Source organism: Thermomonas sp. (assembly GCF_023953935.1).
Lineage (GTDB): Bacteria > Pseudomonadota > Gammaproteobacteria > Xanthomonadales > Xanthomonadaceae > Thermomonas.
Map to the genome: position 1 here is coordinate 312,663 of NZ_JAMLIW010000002.1, position 19,141 is coordinate 331,803.

The 19,141-nt window shown below is 66.3% G+C and carries 19 protein-coding genes; 18 read left to right on the forward strand and 1 reads right to left on the reverse strand.

Annotation, left to right across the window (positions count from 1 at the left end; all coding sequences use genetic code 11):
- Positions 1–40: 40 nt before the first annotated feature.
- Positions 41–1,198, reverse strand: coding sequence for a chorismate synthase (gene aroC, locus M9902_RS04225; protein ID WP_297221314.1), 1,158 nt, complete (start codon positions 1,196–1,198; stop codon positions 41–43).
- A 184-nt stretch (positions 1,199–1,382) separates the two neighbouring features.
- On the opposite strand from aroC, the gene M9902_RS04230 reads away from it, so the two are divergent.
- The 18 genes from M9902_RS04230 to M9902_RS04315 all read left to right on the forward strand — a co-directional run.
- Positions 1,383–2,630 (forward strand): sugar phosphate isomerase/epimerase family protein, encoded by a 1,248-nt coding sequence (locus tag M9902_RS04230; protein ID WP_297221315.1) that lies wholly within the window; start codon positions 1,383–1,385, stop codon positions 2,628–2,630.
- 8 nt (positions 2,631–2,638) lie between these two features.
- Complete coding sequence (locus M9902_RS04235) at positions 2,639–3,130, forward strand: S-ribosylhomocysteine lyase (RefSeq protein ID WP_297221316.1); 492 nt, start codon at positions 2,639–2,641, stop codon at positions 3,128–3,130.
- Complete coding sequence (locus M9902_RS04240; protein WP_297221317.1) at positions 3,127–4,278, forward strand: sedoheptulose 7-phosphate cyclase; 1,152 nt, start codon at positions 3,127–3,129, stop codon at positions 4,276–4,278. The genes M9902_RS04235 and M9902_RS04240 overlap by 4 nt, the downstream gene beginning before the upstream one ends.
- Positions 4,253–4,966 (forward strand): bifunctional 2-polyprenyl-6-hydroxyphenol methylase/3-demethylubiquinol 3-O-methyltransferase UbiG, encoded by a 714-nt coding sequence (gene ubiG, locus M9902_RS04245; RefSeq protein ID WP_297221318.1) that lies wholly within the window; start codon positions 4,253–4,255, stop codon positions 4,964–4,966. Before M9902_RS04240 ends, ubiG begins: the two co-directional genes overlap by 26 nt.
- 4 nt (positions 4,967–4,970) lie before the next feature.
- Complete coding sequence (locus tag M9902_RS04250; protein WP_297221319.1) at positions 4,971–5,867, forward strand: UbiA family prenyltransferase; 897 nt, start codon at positions 4,971–4,973, stop codon at positions 5,865–5,867.
- 66 nt (positions 5,868–5,933) lie between these two features.
- The gene (gene pyrH / locus M9902_RS04255) at positions 5,934–6,650 is read left to right on the forward strand and encodes a UMP kinase (protein ID WP_297171366.1); all 717 of its coding nucleotides are present in this window, start codon (positions 5,934–5,936) and stop codon (positions 6,648–6,650) included.
- Between the two features lie 55 nt (positions 6,651–6,705).
- Positions 6,706–7,263 carry a ribosome recycling factor gene (gene frr, locus M9902_RS04260; RefSeq protein ID WP_297171364.1) on the forward strand — a complete coding sequence of 186 codons (558 nt, stop codon included), beginning with the start codon at positions 6,706–6,708 and terminating at the stop codon, positions 7,261–7,263.
- Positions 7,264–7,387: 124 nt separating this feature from the next.
- The gene (uppS, locus tag M9902_RS04265) at positions 7,388–8,143 is read left to right on the forward strand and encodes a polyprenyl diphosphate synthase (RefSeq protein WP_297171383.1); all 756 of its coding nucleotides are present in this window, start codon (positions 7,388–7,390) and stop codon (positions 8,141–8,143) included.
- Entirely contained in the window at positions 8,140–8,991 is an 852-nt protein-coding gene (locus M9902_RS04270) for a phosphatidate cytidylyltransferase (protein ID WP_297221320.1), read from the forward strand. The genes uppS and M9902_RS04270 overlap by 4 nt, the downstream gene beginning before the upstream one ends.
- Positions 8,992–8,993: 2 nt before the next feature.
- Complete coding sequence (gene dxr, locus M9902_RS04275; RefSeq protein WP_297221321.1) at positions 8,994–10,163, forward strand: 1-deoxy-D-xylulose-5-phosphate reductoisomerase; 1,170 nt, start codon at positions 8,994–8,996, stop codon at positions 10,161–10,163.
- Entirely contained in the window at positions 10,160–11,518 is a 1,359-nt protein-coding gene (gene rseP / locus M9902_RS04280) for an RIP metalloprotease RseP (protein ID WP_297221322.1), read from the forward strand. The genes dxr and rseP overlap by 4 nt, the downstream gene beginning before the upstream one ends.
- Positions 11,519–11,586: 68 nt before the next feature.
- Positions 11,587–14,130: an outer membrane protein assembly factor BamA gene (gene bamA / locus M9902_RS04285; RefSeq protein WP_297221323.1), complete on the forward strand. Its 2,544-nt coding sequence runs from the start codon at positions 11,587–11,589 to the stop codon at positions 14,128–14,130.
- Between the two features lie 13 nt (positions 14,131–14,143).
- Positions 14,144–15,163, forward strand: a complete 1,020-nt coding sequence (gene lpxD / locus M9902_RS04290; RefSeq protein ID WP_297221324.1) for a UDP-3-O-(3-hydroxymyristoyl)glucosamine N-acyltransferase — start codon at positions 14,144–14,146, stop codon at positions 15,161–15,163.
- Positions 15,160–15,627 carry a 3-hydroxyacyl-ACP dehydratase FabZ gene (gene fabZ / locus M9902_RS04295; RefSeq protein WP_297175713.1) on the forward strand — a complete coding sequence of 156 codons (468 nt, stop codon included), beginning with the start codon at positions 15,160–15,162 and terminating at the stop codon, positions 15,625–15,627. Before lpxD ends, fabZ begins: the two co-directional genes overlap by 4 nt.
- Positions 15,628–15,640: 13 nt before the next feature.
- Entirely contained in the window at positions 15,641–16,426 is a 786-nt protein-coding gene (gene lpxA / locus M9902_RS04300) for an acyl-ACP--UDP-N-acetylglucosamine O-acyltransferase (protein ID WP_297221325.1), read from the forward strand.
- Between the two features lie 98 nt (positions 16,427–16,524).
- Positions 16,525–17,685 (forward strand): lipid-A-disaccharide synthase, encoded by a 1,161-nt coding sequence (gene lpxB, locus M9902_RS04305; protein WP_297175709.1) that lies wholly within the window; start codon positions 16,525–16,527, stop codon positions 17,683–17,685.
- 74 nt (positions 17,686–17,759) lie between these two features.
- The gene (locus M9902_RS04310) at positions 17,760–18,332 is read left to right on the forward strand and encodes a ribonuclease HII (protein WP_297175707.1); all 573 of its coding nucleotides are present in this window, start codon (positions 17,760–17,762) and stop codon (positions 18,330–18,332) included.
- A 213-nt stretch (positions 18,333–18,545) separates the two neighbouring features.
- Positions 18,546–19,141 (forward strand): PHP domain-containing protein (locus tag M9902_RS04315; RefSeq protein ID WP_297221326.1); only part of this gene is annotated, 596 nt, incomplete at its 3' end.

The following is a 19,141-nucleotide window of genomic DNA, read 5'->3' on the forward strand; positions in this document are numbered from 1 at the left end:
GGCGCGTCGCTGCCCAATGGGCCTGCTTGGCGATGCGCCGCTATCGTTTTGGATCAGGCATCGCGCTGGCGGCTGGAATCCTCGGCGTGATCTCGCCGACATCCCCGCACTGGGCGCGATGGCGCAGCGCCTGATCCATCAGCACCAGTGCCAGCATCGCCTCGCAAATCGGGGTGGCGCGGATGCCGACGCAGGGATCGTGGCGGCCGGTGGTGACGATCTCCACGTCGTTGCCGTCCACGTCCAGCCCGGCCACCGGCAGGCGCAGGCTGGAGGTGGGCTTGAACGCCACCGACACCACGATCTGCTGGCCGCTGGAAATGCCGCCGAGGATTCCGCCGGCGTGATTGGACAGGAAGCCCATCGTGGTCATCACGTCACGATGTTCGCTGCCTGTTTGCGCCACGGCGTCGAAGCCGTCGCCGATCTCAACGCCCTTGACCGCGTTGATCGACATCATCGCCGCCGCCAGCTCTGCATCGAGCTTGCCGTAGATCGGCTCGCCCCAGCCCGGCGGCACGCCATCGGCCACCACGGTGACGCGCGCGCCGACCGAATCGCCGGACTTGCGCAGTGCGTCCATGTAGGTTTCGAGTTCCGGCACCTGCGCGGAATCCGGCCAGAAGAACGGGTTGGACTCGATCGCATTGGCATCAAACCCGGTCGGCACGATCTGCCCGATCTGCGACATCCAACCGCGCACCGTCACCCCGCGCTGGGCCAGCCACTTCTTGGCGATCACCGCCGCCGCCACCCGCATCGTGGTCTCGCGCGCACTGCTGCGGCCGCCACCGCGCGGATCGCGGATGCCGTACTTCTGCCAATAGGTGTAGTCGGCGTGACCGGGCCGGAACTGCGCGGCGATCTTGGCGTAATCCTTGCTGCGCGCATCGGTATTGCGGATCAGCAGGGCAATCGGGGTGCCGGTGGTGATGCCCTCGTACACGCCCGAGAGAATTTCGACCGCGTCGGCCTCGTGCCGCGCCGAGGTGTGGCGGCTCTTGCCGGTTGCCCGCCGCGCCAGGTCATGGACGAAATCTTCCGGGGCGATGGCAATCCCCGGCGGGCAGCCGTCGAGCACGCAGCCGATCGCCGGCCCGTGCGATTCGCCGAAGGTGGTGACGCGCAGCAGCTGGCCGAAGGTGTTCAAGGAGGCATCCGGAGGCGGACGATAGCGCCCGATGGCGCACTGCAACATCCAGACGCGACTTTAGCGCATCCGCAGCCTTCGCGAGGGTGGTTGCGGCAATCTAGGCCAAACGCCCGGTTCGGCCGCCATGCCTTTTCGTTCCTTGGCCAACGGTGGGCCACTCTGGTTCAGGCGTGAAAGCGCAAGCCACGGCGCGACCGTATAAAATGGCCTGTCACAGACAGAATTCGCCATGTCCGCGATCCAGCTCAGCTACAGCACGTTCGGATTGACCAATCTCGACTTTCTCGATGCGATCGACGCCGTGGATCGCGCCGGATACGCCGGGATCGAGATTTCCTTCCACCGCGACCAGTTCAATCCGTTCAACATCGACGACGCTTATCTGGACGCGGTGAAACAGCGGCTGGACGCGCGCCGGGTGCAGGCCTGCTGCGTGGCCACCGCCTCGCATTTCTTCGATCCGCACCGGCCCCACGAGCCCTCTCTGATGGCGCTGGAGAAGGCCGCGCGGATGCGCCGGATCGATCTGGTCAAGCGCGGCATCCACGTCGCCCGCAAGCTGGGGGTGAACCTGGTCACCTTCGGCAGCGGCTTCATCCGCGACGACCACGTGGCCCATCCCGAGGTCGATCCGGGCGCGCTGCTGGTCGATTCGATCCGCGAATGCCTGCGCGAAATCCGCGACGATGAGGACATCACCCTGCTGATCGAGCCCGAACCGGGCATGTACATCGAGACGATGGCGCAGGGGCTGGCCTTGCTGGATCAGGTCGGCTCGGAAAAATTCAAGCTGCACATCGACATCTGCCACGCCTATTGCTCGGAAACCAATTACCTCGAAGCGCTGCGGCTGGCCGCGCCGCAGGCGCGCTACCTGCATATTTCCGACGCCCGCGAAGGCTACAACCTGAAGATCGTCCACGACCACGCCGAACTCGCGCCGGACCTGGACTTCGCCAGCGTGCTGGTGCACTTCCCGGACACCGCCGATTTCCTTCTGCTGGATCGTGAACACCCGATCCACTTCCCGCTCGAGGCGCCCACGCCCGCCCGCAAGGCGCGGATCGAGGCGCTGCTGCAACGGGCCGGGGTGACGCGCGACCTGCAGGAGGTGCCGTATTCCAGCCTGTACGCCGGGGCCTCGCCGCTGGACGATGAAATTTTCACCTATCTGATCTCGATGCCGGGCCTGAGCTACGACGTGCTGGAGCGCGCGCGCCCGATCTGCGGCTATCTGCGCGGCGCGAAAAATGCGCCGCTGGTGGACAAGATGGTGGCCAATACCCTGACCGGGATCGTGCATTTCCACGAAATCCCCGGCGAAGGCACGCTGGACCTGGCCGGCAGCTTCCGCGCGCTGGAGGAAGGCGGCTTCCAAGGCTTTGGCTCGGTCGAGCTCTATCACCACGTCGAGGGTTGGCAGCAGGCGCTGGACGCCAGTTATCGGCATCTGGCTGCGATCAACGGCGAGCGCTGAAGGCGGACATGGACGACAGGATCGACGTCGCATCCCTCGGCTGGCCCGCAGGGCTGGTAGGTGAACTCGACCACCGCCGGCTGAAGGCGCCCAGCGTCAAGCTGCGCTCGGCGCGGCGGGGCGAGCACGGCGACGTCACGTATTGCGTCGACCTGCGCATTCGTCATCCAAATGCCGACGAATATCTGACTTCGACCGAGCTGCATTCGGTCGAACATTTCCTGCTCGAAGGCTTCAGCCGGCTGCTGCCTGAGCACTTCGTCTCGGTCGGCCTGATGGGCTGCCAAACCGGCTTCTACCTCGGCTTCGTCAACGAAGGCCGCAGCGAGGTGCTGTGCGCTTGCCTGGTGCGCATTCTCGACGAGATGCAGTCGGCGACCGAAGTGCCTTACGCCAACATCGAACAATGCGGCCACTGGCGCAATCACAGCCTCGCCGACGCGCAGCGGGTGGCACGGGAGATCCTCGCCCGCCGCGCACACTGGCTGGACGCCGCATGATTACCCGGGCCGACCGCTGGCAGGTGCGCACCCAGCGCCCGATTGCCTATGACGTGATCAAGGCAGCGGGCCTGTTCGATGCCGACAATCGCCGCCTGCTCGACTACGGCCGCTGCGACGGCGGCCGCCGCTTCGTGGTGGTCGATGCCAATGTCGACCGCTTGCACGGCAAGGCGATCCGAGACTGGTTTGCCCACCAAGGCATCGAAGCGCGGGTGGTGGTGTTCCCCGGCGGCGAGGAACACAAGACGATAGACCTCTACCAGGACATCCTGCGCGAACTCGACGGCTTCCCGATCCACCGCCGCGATGAACCCATCATCGCCATTGGCGGCGGCGTGCTGACCGACGTGGTCGCCTTCGTCGCCGCCACCTACCGGCGCGGGATCCCGCACATCAAGGTGCCCACCACCCTGATGGGCTACATCGACGCCGCGCTCGGGATCAAGGCCGGGATCAACTTCAACGGCAACAAGAACCGCCTCGGCAGCTTCGAGCCTCCCGCCGCGGTCCTGCTCGACAAGCACTTCCTGCGCACGCTGCCACCGCGCCACCTGCGCAACGGCGTCTGTGAAATCGTCAAGCTGGCGGTGGTCTGCGACGCCGACCTGTTCGAACGGCTCGAACGCGACGGCGCGCGCTGCATCGAAACCGCATTCCTGGATGCCGCCGGCGACGCCATTCTCGACGCCGCGATCCAGGGCATGCTCACCGAACTGGAACCGAACCTGCACGAGGACCAGCTGGCGCGCAAGGTCGATTTCGGCCACAGCTTCAGCTATGGGCTGGAAACGCGCCACGAACAGCACCTGCTGCACGGCGAGGCGGTGCTGCTGGACGTGCTGGTCTCGACCGAACTCGCGCTGAGCCGCGGCCTGCTGGGGCAACGCCAGGCCGAGCGCGTGTTCGGGCTGGTCGCAAGCCTCGGCATCGACCTCAATCCCGGCGTCCTCGATGCCGAGGTGATGTGGCAGTCCCTGCTCGACCGCATCGAACACCGCAATGGGTTGCAGCGCGTGCCGGTACCCAACGGAATTGGTAGTTGCACCTTCCTCAACGACATCGCCCGCCGCGAGCTCGACGCCGCGGTGCCGGCCCTGCACGCCCGCCTCAAGGTGACCCATGAACCAAGCCGTGAACGTCGATAGTTCCGAAGTCAGCAAATTCGACCGCGTCGCCCAACTCTGGTGGGACCCCACCGGCAAGATGGGCATGCTGCATGTCATCAATCCGCTGCGCAGCCAGTTCACCTTCGATCACGTCGAGACCATCAAGGGTGCGAAGGCGGTCGACGTCGGCTGCGGCGGCGGCATCCTGACCGAAACCCTGGCCAAGGCCGGCGCGCAGGTGATCGGCATCGACCAGTCCGAAATGAGCCTCGCCGTGGCCCGCCAGCACGCCCAGAAAAGCGGCCTGTCGATCGACTACCGCCTGCAGCGGGTCGAGGAACTCGCTGAACTGGAAGCCGGCACGTTCGATGTCGTCACCTGCCTGGAAATGCTCGAACACGTGCCCGACCCGGCCGCGATCATCGCCGCCTGCGCGCGTCTGCTCAAGCCCGGTGGCCACGTGATCTTCTCGACCATCAACCGCAGCTTCAAGGCCTGGCTGTTCGCCATCGTCGGCGGCGAGTACGTGATGCGGATCCTGCCGAAGGGCACCCATCAGTACGAAAAACTGATCCGCCCGCGCGAGCTGCGGCAATGGGCGCAGGCCAGCGGCCTCACCCACCTGCGCAGCGCCAGCCTGATGTTCAATCCGCTGACCAAGCGCTTCAAGGTGGCCGAGGGCAAGGAAGACGTGAATTACATGATGAGCTACGTCAAGCGGGCCTGAGCCGATGCGCAGCTTCCTCGCCCTGTCGCGCTCCACCCACGGCGTGCTCGACATCGCCATGCCGGGCTTCGCCGCGCTGCTGTGGCTCGGGCACTTCCCGCGCTGGCCGGTGCTGCTGGTGGCGCTGCTGACCGCGCTGGCTGGCTATACCGCGCTGTACGCGCTCAACGACATCATCGGGGTCAAGGTCGATCGCGAGAAATTCGCCGGTGCCGGCCCCAATGCCGGCTATTCGGTAGAAGCCTCGGATCTGCGCTATCCGATCGCGCAGGGCAAGCTCAGTCTCGGCAAGGGGATCGCCTGGTTCGCTGCGTGGTATGTGATCGCCCTGATCGGCGCGTACTGGCTCAATCCGCTGCTGATCTGGGTGGTGCTGGCCGCGCCGGTCCTGGAAACCGTCTACTGCCTGCTGTTCAAGGTCAGCTGGTGGCGGGTGCTGGTCAGCGGCGTGGTCAAGGCGCTGGGGCCGGTCGCCGCGGTGCTGGCCGTGGTGCCACGCCCGGACCCGGCCCTGCTGGGCCTGATGGTGGCTTGGCTGATGGCTTGGGAAATCGGCGGCCAGAACATTCCCGCCGACTGGAACGACGTCGAAGAAGACCGCCGGGTCGGCGCGCGAACCATCCCGCTGGTGTTCGGCCCCAAAATCGCCGGCACGGTCGTGCTGATCGCCCTGCTGGCGACGTTGGCGCTGGGCTGGTTCCTGCCCTTGATGTCGCCGCTGGCGCTGGGCCTGCGTTTCCAGCTCGGCATGCTGGCGATCGGCGTGGTGCTGTTGCTGGCGCCCGGCTTCCAATTGTTCCGTTCGCACGAAGGCCGCCGCGCCGCGAAATTGTTCGACCGTGCCAGCCTGTATCCGCTTGCGTTGCTGGCGCTGGTGACGGTGTTCGTGCTGATCGATTGATCCGCGCGGGCGCCACGGCGCCGCTTTCCGCTAGAATTCGCGCGCCTTCCCACAATCCGGTGCCCCATGTCCGAACTCGCCTATCGCCGCGTGCTGTTGAAACTCTCCGGCGAGGCGTTGATGGGGGACGAGGACTACGGGATCGACCCCAAGGTCCTGACACGGCTCGGTCGCGAAGTCATCGAGGCCCATGAAGCCGGCGCTGAAATCGCGCTGGTGATCGGCGGTGGCAACATCTTTCGCGGCGCCGGACTTGCAGCCGGCGGCATGGATCGGGTGACCGGCGACCAGATGGGCATGCTGGCCACGGTGATCAATGCGCTGGCGATGCAGGATGCACTGGAGAAAGCCGGCGCCAAGTGCCGGGTGATGAGCGCGCTCAAGATCAACGACGTCTGCGAGGATTACATCCGCCGACGCGCCGTGCGTCATCTGGAAAAGGGCCGCATCACGATCTTCGCTGCCGGTACCGGCAACCCGTTCTTCACCACCGATTCCGGGGCGGCGCTGCGCGCGATCGAGATCGGAGCCGACCTGCTTCTCAAGGCCACCAAGGTCGACGGCGTCTACGACAAGGACCCGGAGAAGCACGCGGACGCCGTCAAGCTCGACAACCTGAGCTATGACGATGTGATCCGTCGCGACCTGCGGGTGATGGACACCGCTGCCTTCGCCCTGTGCCGTGACGCCAAGCTGCCCCTGCGGATCTTCGACATGGCCCAGCCCGGCGTGCTGCTGCGGATCCTGCGCGGCGAGGCGATCGGCACCCTGGTCGGCGGTTGATTGGCTCCAACGCACTTATAATGGCCCGTTTGCGGAATCCAAGGAGCGCGCGGCCATGTTGAACGAGATCAAGAAAGACGCCCAGGCCCGCATGGGCAAGAGCATCGAGACCCTGCGCCACAATCTCGTCAAGGTCCGGACCGGCCGCGCCAATACCGGGCTGGTCGACAGCATCAAGGTCCACTATTACGGCTCGGACATGCCGCTGGCGCAGGTCGCCAGCGTCTCGGTGTCCGACGCCCGCACGATCATGATCGTGCCGTGGGAGAAGCAGATGGTTGGCGCCGTTGAAAAGGCGATCCTTGCCTCCGATCTCGGGCTGACCCCGAACACCGCCGGCACCACCATCCGCCTCAACATCCCGGCCCTGACCGAAGAGCGCCGCCGCGACCTCACCAAGGTCGTGCATGGCGAAGGCGAGGACGCCAAGGTGGCGATCCGCAACATCCGCCGCGACGCCAACCAGCAGGTCAAGGAACTGCTCAAGGACAAGCAGATCTCCGAGGACGAAAGCGCCCGCGCCGAGGCCGAGATCCAGAAGATCACCGATGCGGCGATCAAGGACGTGGACGAGGTCATCAAGGGCAAGGAAACCGAGTTGATGTCGGTGTGAGAGGAGCCGGGATTGGGGATTCGGGATTGGTGATTGGTGAAAGCGATGCGAGCCGGACTTCGATGGGGATGTTTCCTTGACTGACGCTTTCGCAGCGCAAGAGGGCTTGCTGCCCGATGCTGCCGTGGGCAGTCCGGCTACCGGCGCGGTGCCACAGCACATCGCCATCATCATGGACGGCAACGGTCGCTGGGCGCAGGCGCTACATCGGCCACGGCTGATCGGTCACCGTGCCGGCGCGCGCGCGGTCAAGCGCTGCGTGGAGTTCTGCCTGCGCCGCGGCGTCGGCGCACTGACCCTGTTCGCCTTCTCCAGCGAAAACTGGGAGCGACCGATCGATGAAGTCAGCGGCCTGATGAAGCTGTTCATCGGCGCGCTGGATCGCGAAGTCGACGAACTGCACCGGCTCGGCGTGCGTCTGCGCTTCATCGGCGAGCGCGAACGCTTCGCGGCCTCGATTCGCGAACGCATGCAGCACGCGGAAACCCGAACCGCCGACAATGCGCGCCTGCACCTCAACATCGCAGCGAGCTACGGCGGCCGCCAGGACATCGCCCGCGCCGCTCGCGAATTGGCCGGTGAAGTCGCCGCCGGCCGCTTGCAGCCGGAACAGATCGATGCCGCCGCGCTGGCGCAGCGCGTGGCCCTGTCCGACCTGCCGCTGCCGGACCTGTTCATCCGTACCGGCGGTGAATTGCGGATCAGCAATTTCCTGCTCTGGCAGCTTGCCTATACCGAACTGTGGTTCACCGACGCGCTGTGGCCGGACGTGGACGCCGCGCTGCTGCAAACCGCGCTGGATGATTTCGCTAGGCGCGAACGCCGCTTCGGCCTGACCAGTGCACAACTCCGACCCATGGGCGAAGGGAGCCAGGCATGACCAAAACCCGCGTTCTGGCAGCGCTGGTCATGGCGCCGGCGGCGATCGCCGCGGTGCTGCTCCTGCCTACCGCCTGGCTGATGCTGGCGAGCGCACTGCTGTGCCTGTTCGCCCTGTGGGAATGGACCCGGCTGGTGGACATCGAGGACAACCTCGCCCGCTATGTCCTGCTGGCCTGCAATCTGGCGCTGATGGTGGCGCTGGTCTGGGGTTCGCGCTCGGCCCGGACCAGCGCGCTGCCGCTGTTCGAGGTGGTGGCCGTCCTCGGCGTGGCGTGGTGGCTGCTGGCGCTGCTGTGGCTGCTGCATTACGACTTCGCATCCAGACCCGGCGGCAACGCACGCATCAACAAGCTGATCGCGGGCACCGCCGCGGTGGTGCCCGCCTGGTGTGCGCTGGCGCTGATCCATCATCAGCAGCCCAACGGCCCGTTCTGGCTGCTGTTGGCGCTGCTGCTGGTGTGGGCCGCCGACACCGGCGCCTATTTCGCCGGTCGGCGCTTCGGCGGCCAGTGGTTCGGCGGCCGCAAGCTGGCGCCCAGGGTCAGCCCGAACAAGACCATCGAGGGCCTGCTCGGCGGTCTGGTCCTGTCCACCATCGTCGCGGTCGCCGGAGCGTTGTTGCTGGATGTTCCCACCCACAAGCTGGCGGCGGTGATCGGCGTGGCGCTGGTGACGGTGGTGTTTTCCGTCATCGGCGATCTGTTCGAAAGCCTGCTCAAGCGGCACAGCGGGGTCAAGGATTCGGGCACCCTGATCCCCGGCCACGGCGGCGTGCTCGACCGGGTCGACAGCCTGCTCGCGGCGCTGCCGGTGTTTGCGGTCGGCAAGGCCTGGTTCGGATTCTGACGATGCGCCGGATCGCCATCCTCGGGGCCACGGGCTCGATCGGAACCTCTGCGCTGGACGTGGTGGCTCGCCACCCGGATGCGCTGCGGGCGACCGTCCTGGCGGCTGGCACCCGGGTCGAAGAACTGCTGGCCCTGTGTCGCATCCACGCCCCGGAGCACGCGATCATCGGCGACGAACGCCTGTATCCGATCCTGCGCGACGGCCTGAGCGAGGCCGGGCTGGCTACCCAAGCCCACGCCGGCAGCGACAGCATCGCCAGCCTCGCCGCCAGCTCGGCCTGCAACACCGTCGTCGCCGCGATCGTGGGCGCCGCCGGTCTGCCTTCGACCCTGGCCGCTGCGCGCGCCGGCAAGCGCCTGCTGCTGGCCAACAAGGAATCGCTGGTGCTCGCCGGTGAGCTGCTGATGCGCGAGGTGCGCTCGCTCGGGACCGAGGTGATCCCGATCGACAGCGAACACAACGCCATCTTCCAGTGTCTGGCCGGTGGCGAAGCCAAGCCCGTCCGCCTCACCCTGACCGCCTCCGGCGGCCCGTTTCGCGGCCGCAGCCGCGCCGAGCTGGCCACGGTGACGCCTGCGCAGGCGCTGGCGCACCCGAAGTGGTCGATGGGGCCGAAAATTTCGATCGACTCGGCCACCTTGATGAACAAGGGCCTCGAGGTCATCGAAGCCCACCACCTGTTCCATGTCCCATCCGAGCGCATCCGCGTGCTGGTACATCCGCAGTCGCTGGTGCACTCGATGGTGGATTTCGCCGACGGCAGCACGCTGGCACAGCTGGGCTTGCCCGACATGCGCACCGCGCTGGCGGTCGGGCTGGCCTGGCCGCGCCGCATCGCCTCGGGCGTCCCGCCGCTGGATCTGCTCGCGCAGGGTGGGCAGCTGGAGTTCGAGCCTCCCGATCTCGATGCTTTCCCGTGCCTGGGTCTTGCCACCGCAGCGCTGGTCTCGGGCGGCACCGCTCCGGCCATTCTCAACGCGGCCAACGAGGAGGCCGTTTCAGCTTTCCTTCAGGGCCGGATCGGTTTTCTGGACATCCCCGATACGGTTGCCGCCACCCTGAATACCCTGCCCCAACACGCCGCGGATTCATTGGACGTGCTGTTCGACGCCGACCGCACGGCGCGGGTGACGGCGCGGGCGCGCATCGAGGGACGACCCCGGCCATGAACGAATTCTTCGGCTCGGTCTGGTGGCTGCTGGTCGCCCTTGGCGTGCTGGTGACTTTCCATGAGTACGGCCATTTCTGGGTGGCGCGTCGCTTCAAGGTCAAGGTGCTGCGGTTCTCGGTGGGTTTCGGCAAACCGCTGTGGACCTGGCACGGCAAGGACGGCACCGAATACGTGATCGCCGCGATCCCGCTGGGCGGCTATGTGCGCATGCTCGACGAGCGCGAGGGTGACGTTTCGCCCAAGGAGTTGTCGCAGGCGTTCAACCGCAAGCCGGTCTTGCAGCGCATGGCGATCGCGGCGGCCGGGCCGTTGGCCAACCTGCTGCTGGCTTTCGGCTTGCTGTGGGCGATGCTGGTGATCGGCCGGCCGGATTACGCCCCGGTCGTCGGCCATGTCCAGGGCATCGCCGCCCAAGCCGGCCTGCATCCGGGCGACGTCATCACGAAGGTCGGCGAGCGCGCAACCCCGACCTGGAGCGAGCTGGGCATCGCCCTGTCGATCGCCGCTCTCGACCACAAGCCGGTGCCGCTGGGCGTGCGCCAGCCGAACGGGCAGGAATCCACCCGCGTGCTGCCATTGCAGAACCTGCCGGCACAGCGTGACGAGACCCGCGCACTGGCCGACATCGGGCTCATCCCGCGCCACCTGCTGCTGCCGGCCGTGGTCGGCAGCGTGCGCGAGGGCAGCCCGGCCTGGGGCGTGCTGGCCGAGGGCGACCGGATCACCGCCATCGACGGCCAACCGGTGTCCAGTTTCGAGGACATCGCCCCGCTGGTGGCGCGACTGGGCGAAACCGGCCACCACGGCATGGTCGAAGTCGAGCGTGACGGCCAGCGGCTCGCCCTGGACCTGGCGCCACAGCGCTACATCGACGATTCCGGGGCGCCCCACTGGATTCTGGGCATCACCGCCGCCAGCCCCGTGGAAGCCCCGCACGACGCGGTGCTGCGGCTGGGCGCGCTGGCCGCGATCCCGGCTGCCGCCCGGGAAACCCTGTTCCAGAGCCGGCAGATCGTGGAAATGATCGCCCGCGCCTTCAGCGGCCGGGTGGCGGTCGAGAACACCGTCTCCGGACCGCTGACGATCGCGCGTGCGGCCAATGACTTCGCGGCCCGCGGCCCGGCCTGGTTCCTGGAATTCCTCGCCCTGCTGTCGGTCAGCCTCGGTTTGCTGAACCTGCTGCCGATCCCGGTCTTGGACGGGGGGCACCTCCTGTATTACCTTATCGAGCTGGCCGCCGGTCGCCCCTTGGGTGAACGCGCGCAGGCCGTGGGCCAATACATCGGTCTTGCGCTGATCGCAGGACTGATGGGCCTGGCTTTCTACAACGACATCCTGCACCTGGTGTCGTGATCCGCCCGCTTCGCGCCGCTCTCGGGCGGGGCTCCCGAATTTGCCGTATCTCAAACAGGATGTTTCGAATGACCCGAGCTCCATCCCGCCGTCTTCTGGCCGTCGCGCTGGCCTCGGCGCTGTCGCTTCCGGCCTGGGCGCAATCGGCATCCCCGGCGTCCCCGGCGCCCGCGGCACCGGCACCGAATGCCGCGCTCACGCCGTTCACGATCGGGGACATCCGCATCGACGGCCTGCAGCGGATCGGCGCCGGTACCGTGTTCACCTACCTGCCGGTCGAACGCGGCGACACGCTGGACCAAGGCAAGGCCGCGGAGGCGCTGCGCGCGCTGTACAAGACCGGGTTCTTCGAGGACGTGCGGCTGGATCGCCAGGGCAACATCCTGGTGATCTCCGTGGTCGAACGCCCGGCGATCAACCGGCTGACCCTGACCGGCAACAAGGACATCAAGACCGAGGACCTGCTCAAGGGCCTGAAAGAGATCGGCTTGACCGAGGGCGATACCTTCAACCCGCTCAATCTCGACCGCGTGACGCAGGAACTCAACCGCCAGTACAACAACCGCGGCAAGTACAACGTCGAGATCATCCCTTCGATGGAGCGGCTGGACCGCAATCGCGTCAACCTGACCATCACCATCCGGGAAGGCAAGGCCGCGCAGATCCGCCACATCAACCTGATCGGCAACGACAGCTTTCCCACCGAGGACATCACCGAGAACTGGGAATCGCACACCACCAACTGGACGAGCTGGTACAAGCGCGATGACCAGTATTCGCGCGAGAAGCTGTCCGGCGACATCGAGCGCTTGACCGCGTGGTATCTCAACCGCGGCTACATCGATTTCAGCCTTGATTCCACCCAGGTGTCGATCAGCGGTGACCGGCGGGAAATGTACATCACCGCCGGACTCACTGAAGGAGAAATCTACAATTTCTCCGAGACCACCGTCTCCGGCGACACCGTCCTGCCGAAGGAAGACATCCAGGCGATGATCGCATTCATTCGTCCCGGTGCTACCTTCTCACGCGCCGCGCTCGAGTTGGGGACGAAGGCAATTTCCCTGCGCCTCGCCAACATCGGCTACGCCTTCGCAAGGGTCAATCCGGTGCCGACCCTGGACCGAGACAAGCGAACCGTTGCGATCGACTTCCAGATCCAGCCCGGGCCACGCGTGACGGTGCGCCGCATCATTTTCAAGGGCAACAGCCGCACCGCGGACCCGGTACTTCGCCGCGAAATGCGCCAGTTCGAGGGCAGCTGGTATTCGCAGGCGGCGATCGATCGCGGCAAAACGCGCCTCGACCGCTTGGGCTATTTCGAGGAGGTCAGCGTCGAGAAAACTCCTGTCCCGGGAACGACCGACCAGGTTGACGTCACCTACACCGTCAAGGAGACGAATTCCGGCAGCATCTCGGCCGGCATCGGCTACTCGCAGCTGACTGGCGTGAACCTGTCCTTGATGATGTCGGAAGACAATTTCCTCGGCACCGGCAACCGCGTGTCGATCGCGCTGCAGCGCAGTACTTACCAGCGTCGCTACGATTTTTCATTCGTCAATCCCTATTTCACGGACGACGGCCTCTCGCTGGGCTACAACGTCTGGTGGCGGGAGTTCGACTACTCGAGCTTCAACGTCGCGTCGTACTCGTCCAACAGCGGCGCCGTGCAGGTCCTGCTTGGCGTTCCGCTGAGTGAAAGCGACCGGGTGCAGCTGATGATGGGCGTCGACTCCAACCAGATCAACGCCTATTCCGGCACCACGCCACCGCCGCTGCTGGACTATCTATATGCCATCGGCAAAAGGACTTTCGTCTCCTGGCGCGTAAACGGCGCCTGGTCGCGCGACACGCGCAACAATTACCTCACGCCCATTGTTGGCAGCACCCACTCGTTCAACGCCGAAATCACGCTCCCCGGTTCGACGGTCAGCTACTACAAGCTGCAATACGACTATTCGAGATATTGGCCGATCAACCCGAGCCTGGTTCTGAAAACCGCCGGCAGCGTCGGGTTCGGCGATTCGTTCGGCAAGGATTACGCACGCAACGTCTGCTATAGCCTGCCACCGCCAACACCACCGCCCGATCCCAACAACCCACCGCCACCGCCCGACCCCAACAACCCACCGCCGCCACCGCCACCGCTGCCTCCACCCAGCGATCCCTGCCTGACGACGTCTCCTGACTTCAGAAGGGTGGCCGTTGCCACCGGTTTGCCGTTCTTCGAGAACTTCTACGCCGGCGGCATCAATTCCAGTGGTCGCGTCCGCGGATTCATGGACAATACGCTTGGCCCGGTCTACACGACGCTCACCGGATACCGGCAGCCTCTGGGCGGTTCGCTGCTGCTTGCCGGGTCGATCGAAGCCATCTTCCCGAAGCTGTTCGATTCGCCGCAGGCCCGCGTTTCCGCCTTCCTCGACGTCGGCAACGTCTACGACGGCTGGAAGAACTTCAAGGCCAACGAACTGCGCGCGTCGGTCGGCGTCGCCCTGCTCTGGCGCTCACCGATGGGTCCGATCTCGATCAGCTACGCATTTCCGGTGCACACCCGTCCCGGTGACCAGATCGAGCGTCTGCAGTTCACCTTCGCGGGCGCTCAGCTCTGACGCGCGTGTCCAGATGAAATCCCCGGCGATCACCGCGTCCGGACTTGCCGAACGCTTCGGCTTGGACCTGCGCGGAGAAGACCGGGTAATCACCGGCGTCGCGACGCTTGCGTCCGCGACTCCGGACCAGCTTGGCTTCCTGGCCAATCCGCGCTACCGCGCCCAGCTCGGCACGACCCGCGCGGGGGTGGTCGTGCTGCGCGCCGCCGACGCGGATCAGCATGCAGGGACCGCCTTGCTGGCAGACAACCCCTATGTCGCCTTCGCCAGGATCGCCGCGCTGTTTTCCGAACCAGCGCCGTCCGTGGCGGGCATCCACCCAAGCGCCGTCATCGACGCTTCGGCCCAGGTCGATCCCACGGCCTGCATCGGTGCTCACGTCAGCATCGGTGCACACAGCCGGATTGGTGCTGGCGCCGTGATCGGCCCGGGCTGCGTGATCGGCCCCGACTGCGAGGTGGGCGCAGACTGCCATTTGGTTGCGCGGGTCACCCTGGTCACCCGCATTCGGTTGGGTGAGCGCGTGCTGATCCATCCGGGCGCCGTGCTCGGCGCCGACGGCTTCGGCCTTGCGATGGATGCCGGGCGCTGGATCAAGGTGCCGCAATTGGGCGGCGTGCGGGTCGGCGACGATTGCGAGATCGGCGCCAACACCACCATCGACCGTGGCGCGCTGGAGGACACCGTGCTGGAAGAGGACGTGCGTCTGGACAACCAGATCCAGATCGGCCACAACGTCCACATCGGCGCGCACACGGCGATGGCCGGATGCTCGGCGGTGGCCGGCAGTGCCCGCATTGGTCGCCGTTGCCTGATCGGCGGCGGCGCCGGCATCCTCGGGCATCTGGAACTGTGCGATGGTGTGGTCATCACCGCCATGTCGCTGGTGACTCATTCGATCCACGTTCCCGGCGAGTATTCCTCCGGGACCCCACTGATGGACAACCGCAGCTGGCGCAAGAATGCCGCGCGGTTCCGACAACTCGACCGCATCGCCCGTCGCAACGCTGGCGCTGCCAAGGAACCAGAATGACCACGAATCCGCCCGATCTGTCCCTGCCGCTCGACATCGCCGGCATCCAGCACCTGCTGCCGCACCGCTACCCGTTCCTGCTGGTGGATCGCGTGGTCGCGCTCGAGCCGGAAAAACGCGTGCTGGCCTACAAGAACGTCAGCATCAACGAGCCGTTCTTCCAGGGTCACTTCCCCGGCAAACCCGTCATGCCCGGCGTGCTGGTGATCGAAGCGCTGGCGCAGGCCGGCGGCCTGCTGTCGCAGCTTTCGCGCAATCCGTCCGACCCGCTGACCGAAACCTTCTACCTGGTCAAGGTCGACAACGCGAAGTTCAGCCGGATGGTGGGGCCGGGCGACCGCCTCGATCTCGATGTCGAACTCAAGCGTCGCATCCGCAACATGGCGCAGTACCTCGGCATCGCGCGCGTGGACGGCCAGCAGGTCGCCTGTGCCGAGATCCTGTGCGCCGCGGCGCGCGGTTGAACCTGCGCCTGCCATGACCACCAGTCGCATCCATTCCAGCGCCGTGATTGCGGCCGATGCCACGCTGGGTACCGGCGTGCAGGTTGGCGCCTATGCGGTGATCGGTGCAGGGGTCGAGATCGGGGACAACACCCGCATTGGCGCGCATTGCACGATCGAAGGGCCGACCCGGATCGGACGCGACAACGTCTTCCATGGCCACGCCGCCATCGGTGGTGAGCCGCAGGACAAGAAGTACCGCGGTGAGCGGGTCGAGCTGGAGATCGGCGACGGCAACGTGATCCGCGAGTTCGTCACCATCAACCGTGGCACCGGCGACGGCGGCGGCATCACCCGCATCGGCCACCGCAACTGGATCCTCGCCTACAGCCACATCGCCCACGATTGCCGCGTCGGCGACGACTGCGTGTTCTCCAACAACGCCACGCTGGCCGGGCACGTCACCGTCGGCAACAACGTCATCCTCAGCGGCTTTGCCGGCGTCCATCAATTTTGCCGGATCGGCGATCACGCCTTCATCGGCATGGGGGCATTCGTCAACGGCGACGTGCCGCCCTTCCTGATGATCGCGCAGGAAAAATACGCACGCCCGCGCGGGATCAATGCCGAAGGCCTGAAACGACGCGGCTTCGACGGCGAACGCATCGCCGCGATCAAGCGCGCCTACCGTGCGCTGTACATGGGCGATGCCAAGCTCGACGAAGCCAAGGCCGAGCTGGCCGAGATCGCCAGCGGCAGCGACGACGTGCGCGCCTTCCTTGATTTCATCGAAGCCGGCGAGCGGCCGTTGTTGCGGTGATCCGGGATTGGTGATTGGTGATTGGTGATTCGGAAGAGCAGAACGACGTGGACTCCACTTTTTCCAATCACGAATCACCAATCACGAATCACGTTCAAATGCGCTTCGCCCTCTGCGCCGGCGAAACCTCGGGTGACCAGCTCGGCGCCGGCCTGATCGACGCATTGCGCGAACGCTTCCCCGATGCGCAATTCGCCGGCATCGGCGGCAATGCGATGCGCGCCGCTGGCATGGACACCTGGTTCGATGCCGGTGAACTGGCGGTGATGGGGCTGTTCGAAGTGCTGGCCCACCTGCCGCGCCTGCTGAAACTGCGCAGCGCCTTTCGCCAGCGCGTGCTGGGCTGGAAGCCGGATGTTTTCATCGGCATCGACGCCCCGGACTTCAACCTTGGCGTCGAGCGCTGGCTGAAGCAGCGCGGCGTGCGTACCGTGCACGACGTCAGTCCGTCGATCTGGGCCTGGCGACAGGGGCGCGCGGCGAAGATCGGCCAGAGCGCCGATCGCGTGCTCTGCCTGTTCCCGATGGAGCCGCCGATCTACGCGAAACACGGCGTGACTGCCGACTTCATCGGCCATCCGCTGGCCGACGCGATTCCCTTGCAGCCGGATCAGGCGGCGGCGCGCGCGGTGCTGGATGAACCTGTCGACGCTCCGCTGCTGGCCTTGCTGCCGGGCAGCCGCCTCGGCGAGATCCGCCGCATGCTGCCGGATTTTGCGGAAGCGGCGCGTCGCCTGGTCGCGGACATTCCGGGCCTGCGCGTGCTGGTGCCGGCGGCGAATGCGCAGTGCCGCGCTGCCATCGACGCCATTCTTGGCGATGCGCCCGGCTTTCGCGTCATCGACGGCCAGGCGCAACGGCTCATTATCGCCAGCGACTGCGTGCTGCTGGCCTCCGGGACGGCCGCGCTGGAAGCCATGCTGTGCAAGCGACCGATGGTGGTGGGGCATCGCATCGCGCCCCTGACCTATCACATCGTCAAGTTGTTCGGGCTGCTGAAATCCCGGCACGTCAGCCTGCCCAATGTGCTGGCCGGTGAAACGCTGGTGCCCGAGTTGCTGCAACACGACTGCACGCCGGACACGCTGCACGCCGCGCTGCTGCGCTGGTTCCGCGATGCCGATGCGGTGGCCGCGCTGCAGCCTAGATTCCTCGAGATCCATCAAACACTCCGCCGCGATGCGTCACAACGCGCCGCGGAGGCCGTGGTTGAATTGCTCGGCTCCGCCCCCTCTCCCTCCGGGAGAGGGCTGGGGTGAGGGTTCGGATGCCAAGCGACCACCGCACTGCCATACCCTCACCCCAACCCCTCTCCCGAGGGGAGAGGGGCTTTGTGGCCGGTATCGACGAAGCCGGACGCGGCCCGCTGGCCGGGCCGGTGGTGGTGGCTGCAGTGGTCTTTTCAGCGGGGCGCACACCGATCAACGGGCTGGACGATTCCAAAGCACTCAGCGCAAGGAAACGCGAGTCGTTGTACCCGCGCATCCTCGAACACGCGCTCGCCTGGAAGATCGTGTTTGTCGAAGCCGACGAAATCGATCGTCGCAATATCCTGCAGGCCACCCTGCACGGCATGCGCGAGGCGCTGCTGGGCGTGGCCCATGTCGCCACCTGCGCGCGCATCGACGGCAACCGCCTGCCCACGAACCTGCCCTGCCCCGCCGAAGCCTGGGTCGGCGGTGATGCCCGCGATCGCAGCATCATGGCCGCCTCGATCCTCGCCAAGGTTGCCCGCGATGCGCGCATGCTGGAACTGCATGCGCAGTACCCGCAGTACGGCTTCGACCGTCACAAGGGCTACCCCAGCCCGGCCCATCTGGCCGCCCTGCGCGAGTTCGGCCCCTGCCCGCAGCATCGGCGCAGCTTCGCGCCGGTACGCGCCGTCATCGAGGCATTCCGTTTGTAGGAGCGCACCGAGGCCACAGGCCGAGGGACGCGAATGCATTGCCAATTTTCCGCAGCAGCACCGCGCCCCTGCGGTGCGCTCCAACAACAGATTCGCGCCCCTGCGGTGCGCTCCAACAGGCGCTGCAGGGACATTTGGCTGCGTTCCCGGTTGTCAAGCCTTGTTCCGATCCCGATCGCGCCCTAACCTGCGGATTCAACCCGCGACATCGCGATGCCCGCACGTTTCGTCCACCTGCATCTGCACACCGAGTTCTCGCTCGTGGATTCGACCATCCGCGTGCCCGAGAAGCCCGACTACGCGCGCCCGGAAAAAGCCGGCGATCGCCCCAACCTGCTCAGCCGCGCGGTCGAGCTGCAATTGCCGGCGCTGGCCGTCACCGATCGCAACAACCTGTTCGCGCTGGTCAAGTTCTACAAGGCGGCCGAAAGCGTCGGCATCAAGCCGATCGCAGGTGCCGATGTGATGATCGCCGACGGCGGCAACGCGCCGTCGCTGCTGACCCTGCTGTGCCGCGATCATGATGGTTACCTGAGCCTGTCGCGCCTGCTCAGCCGGGCCTGGCTGGAAGGCCAGCGCGGCGATTGCGTGGCCATCGATCCGCAATGGCTGGCCGGCGACCACGCGGGCCTGTTCGCGATCGCCGGCCGCCACAGCCACGCCGGCCGGTTGGCGCTGGCCCACCGCCACGAGCAGGCCGAGGCCGCACTGGTCGAATTGCGCACGGTGTTCGGCGAAGACCTGCATCTGGAGCTGACCCGTACCGGCCGCGATGGCGAGGAGGCCTTCAACCACTTCGCCCTGCACGC

Coding starts and splice junctions, on each gene's coding strand:
- bamA (WP_297221323.1), top strand. CDS start 11,587: ATGACCCGAGCTCCATCCCGCCGTCTTCTGGCCGTCGCGCTGGCCTCG.
- M9902_RS04240 (WP_297221317.1), top strand. CDS start 3,127: ATGATTACCCGGGCCGACCGCTGGCAGGTGCGCACCCAGCGCCCGATT.
- lpxA (WP_297221325.1), top strand. CDS start 15,641: ATGACCACCAGTCGCATCCATTCCAGCGCCGTGATTGCGGCCGATGCC.
- rseP (WP_297221322.1), top strand. CDS start 10,160: ATGAACGAATTCTTCGGCTCGGTCTGGTGGCTGCTGGTCGCCCTTGGC.
- aroC (WP_297221314.1), bottom strand. CDS start 1,198: ATGTTGCAGTGCGCCATCGGGCGCTATCGTCCGCCTCCGGATGCCTCC.
- lpxD (WP_297221324.1), top strand. CDS start 14,144: ATGAAATCCCCGGCGATCACCGCGTCCGGACTTGCCGAACGCTTCGGC.
- M9902_RS04250 (WP_297221319.1), top strand. CDS start 4,971: ATGCGCAGCTTCCTCGCCCTGTCGCGCTCCACCCACGGCGTGCTCGAC.
- frr (WP_297171364.1), top strand. CDS start 6,706: ATGTTGAACGAGATCAAGAAAGACGCCCAGGCCCGCATGGGCAAGAGC.
- dxr (WP_297221321.1), top strand. CDS start 8,994: ATGCGCCGGATCGCCATCCTCGGGGCCACGGGCTCGATCGGAACCTCT.
- lpxB (WP_297175709.1), top strand. CDS start 16,525: ATGCGCTTCGCCCTCTGCGCCGGCGAAACCTCGGGTGACCAGCTCGGC.
- M9902_RS04235 (WP_297221316.1), top strand. CDS start 2,639: ATGGACGACAGGATCGACGTCGCATCCCTCGGCTGGCCCGCAGGGCTG.
- M9902_RS04270 (WP_297221320.1), top strand. CDS start 8,140: ATGACCAAAACCCGCGTTCTGGCAGCGCTGGTCATGGCGCCGGCGGCG.
- fabZ (WP_297175713.1), top strand. CDS start 15,160: ATGACCACGAATCCGCCCGATCTGTCCCTGCCGCTCGACATCGCCGGC.
- M9902_RS04230 (WP_297221315.1), top strand. CDS start 1,383: ATGTCCGCGATCCAGCTCAGCTACAGCACGTTCGGATTGACCAATCTC.
- pyrH (WP_297171366.1), top strand. CDS start 5,934: ATGTCCGAACTCGCCTATCGCCGCGTGCTGTTGAAACTCTCCGGCGAG.
- ubiG (WP_297221318.1), top strand. CDS start 4,253: ATGAACCAAGCCGTGAACGTCGATAGTTCCGAAGTCAGCAAATTCGAC.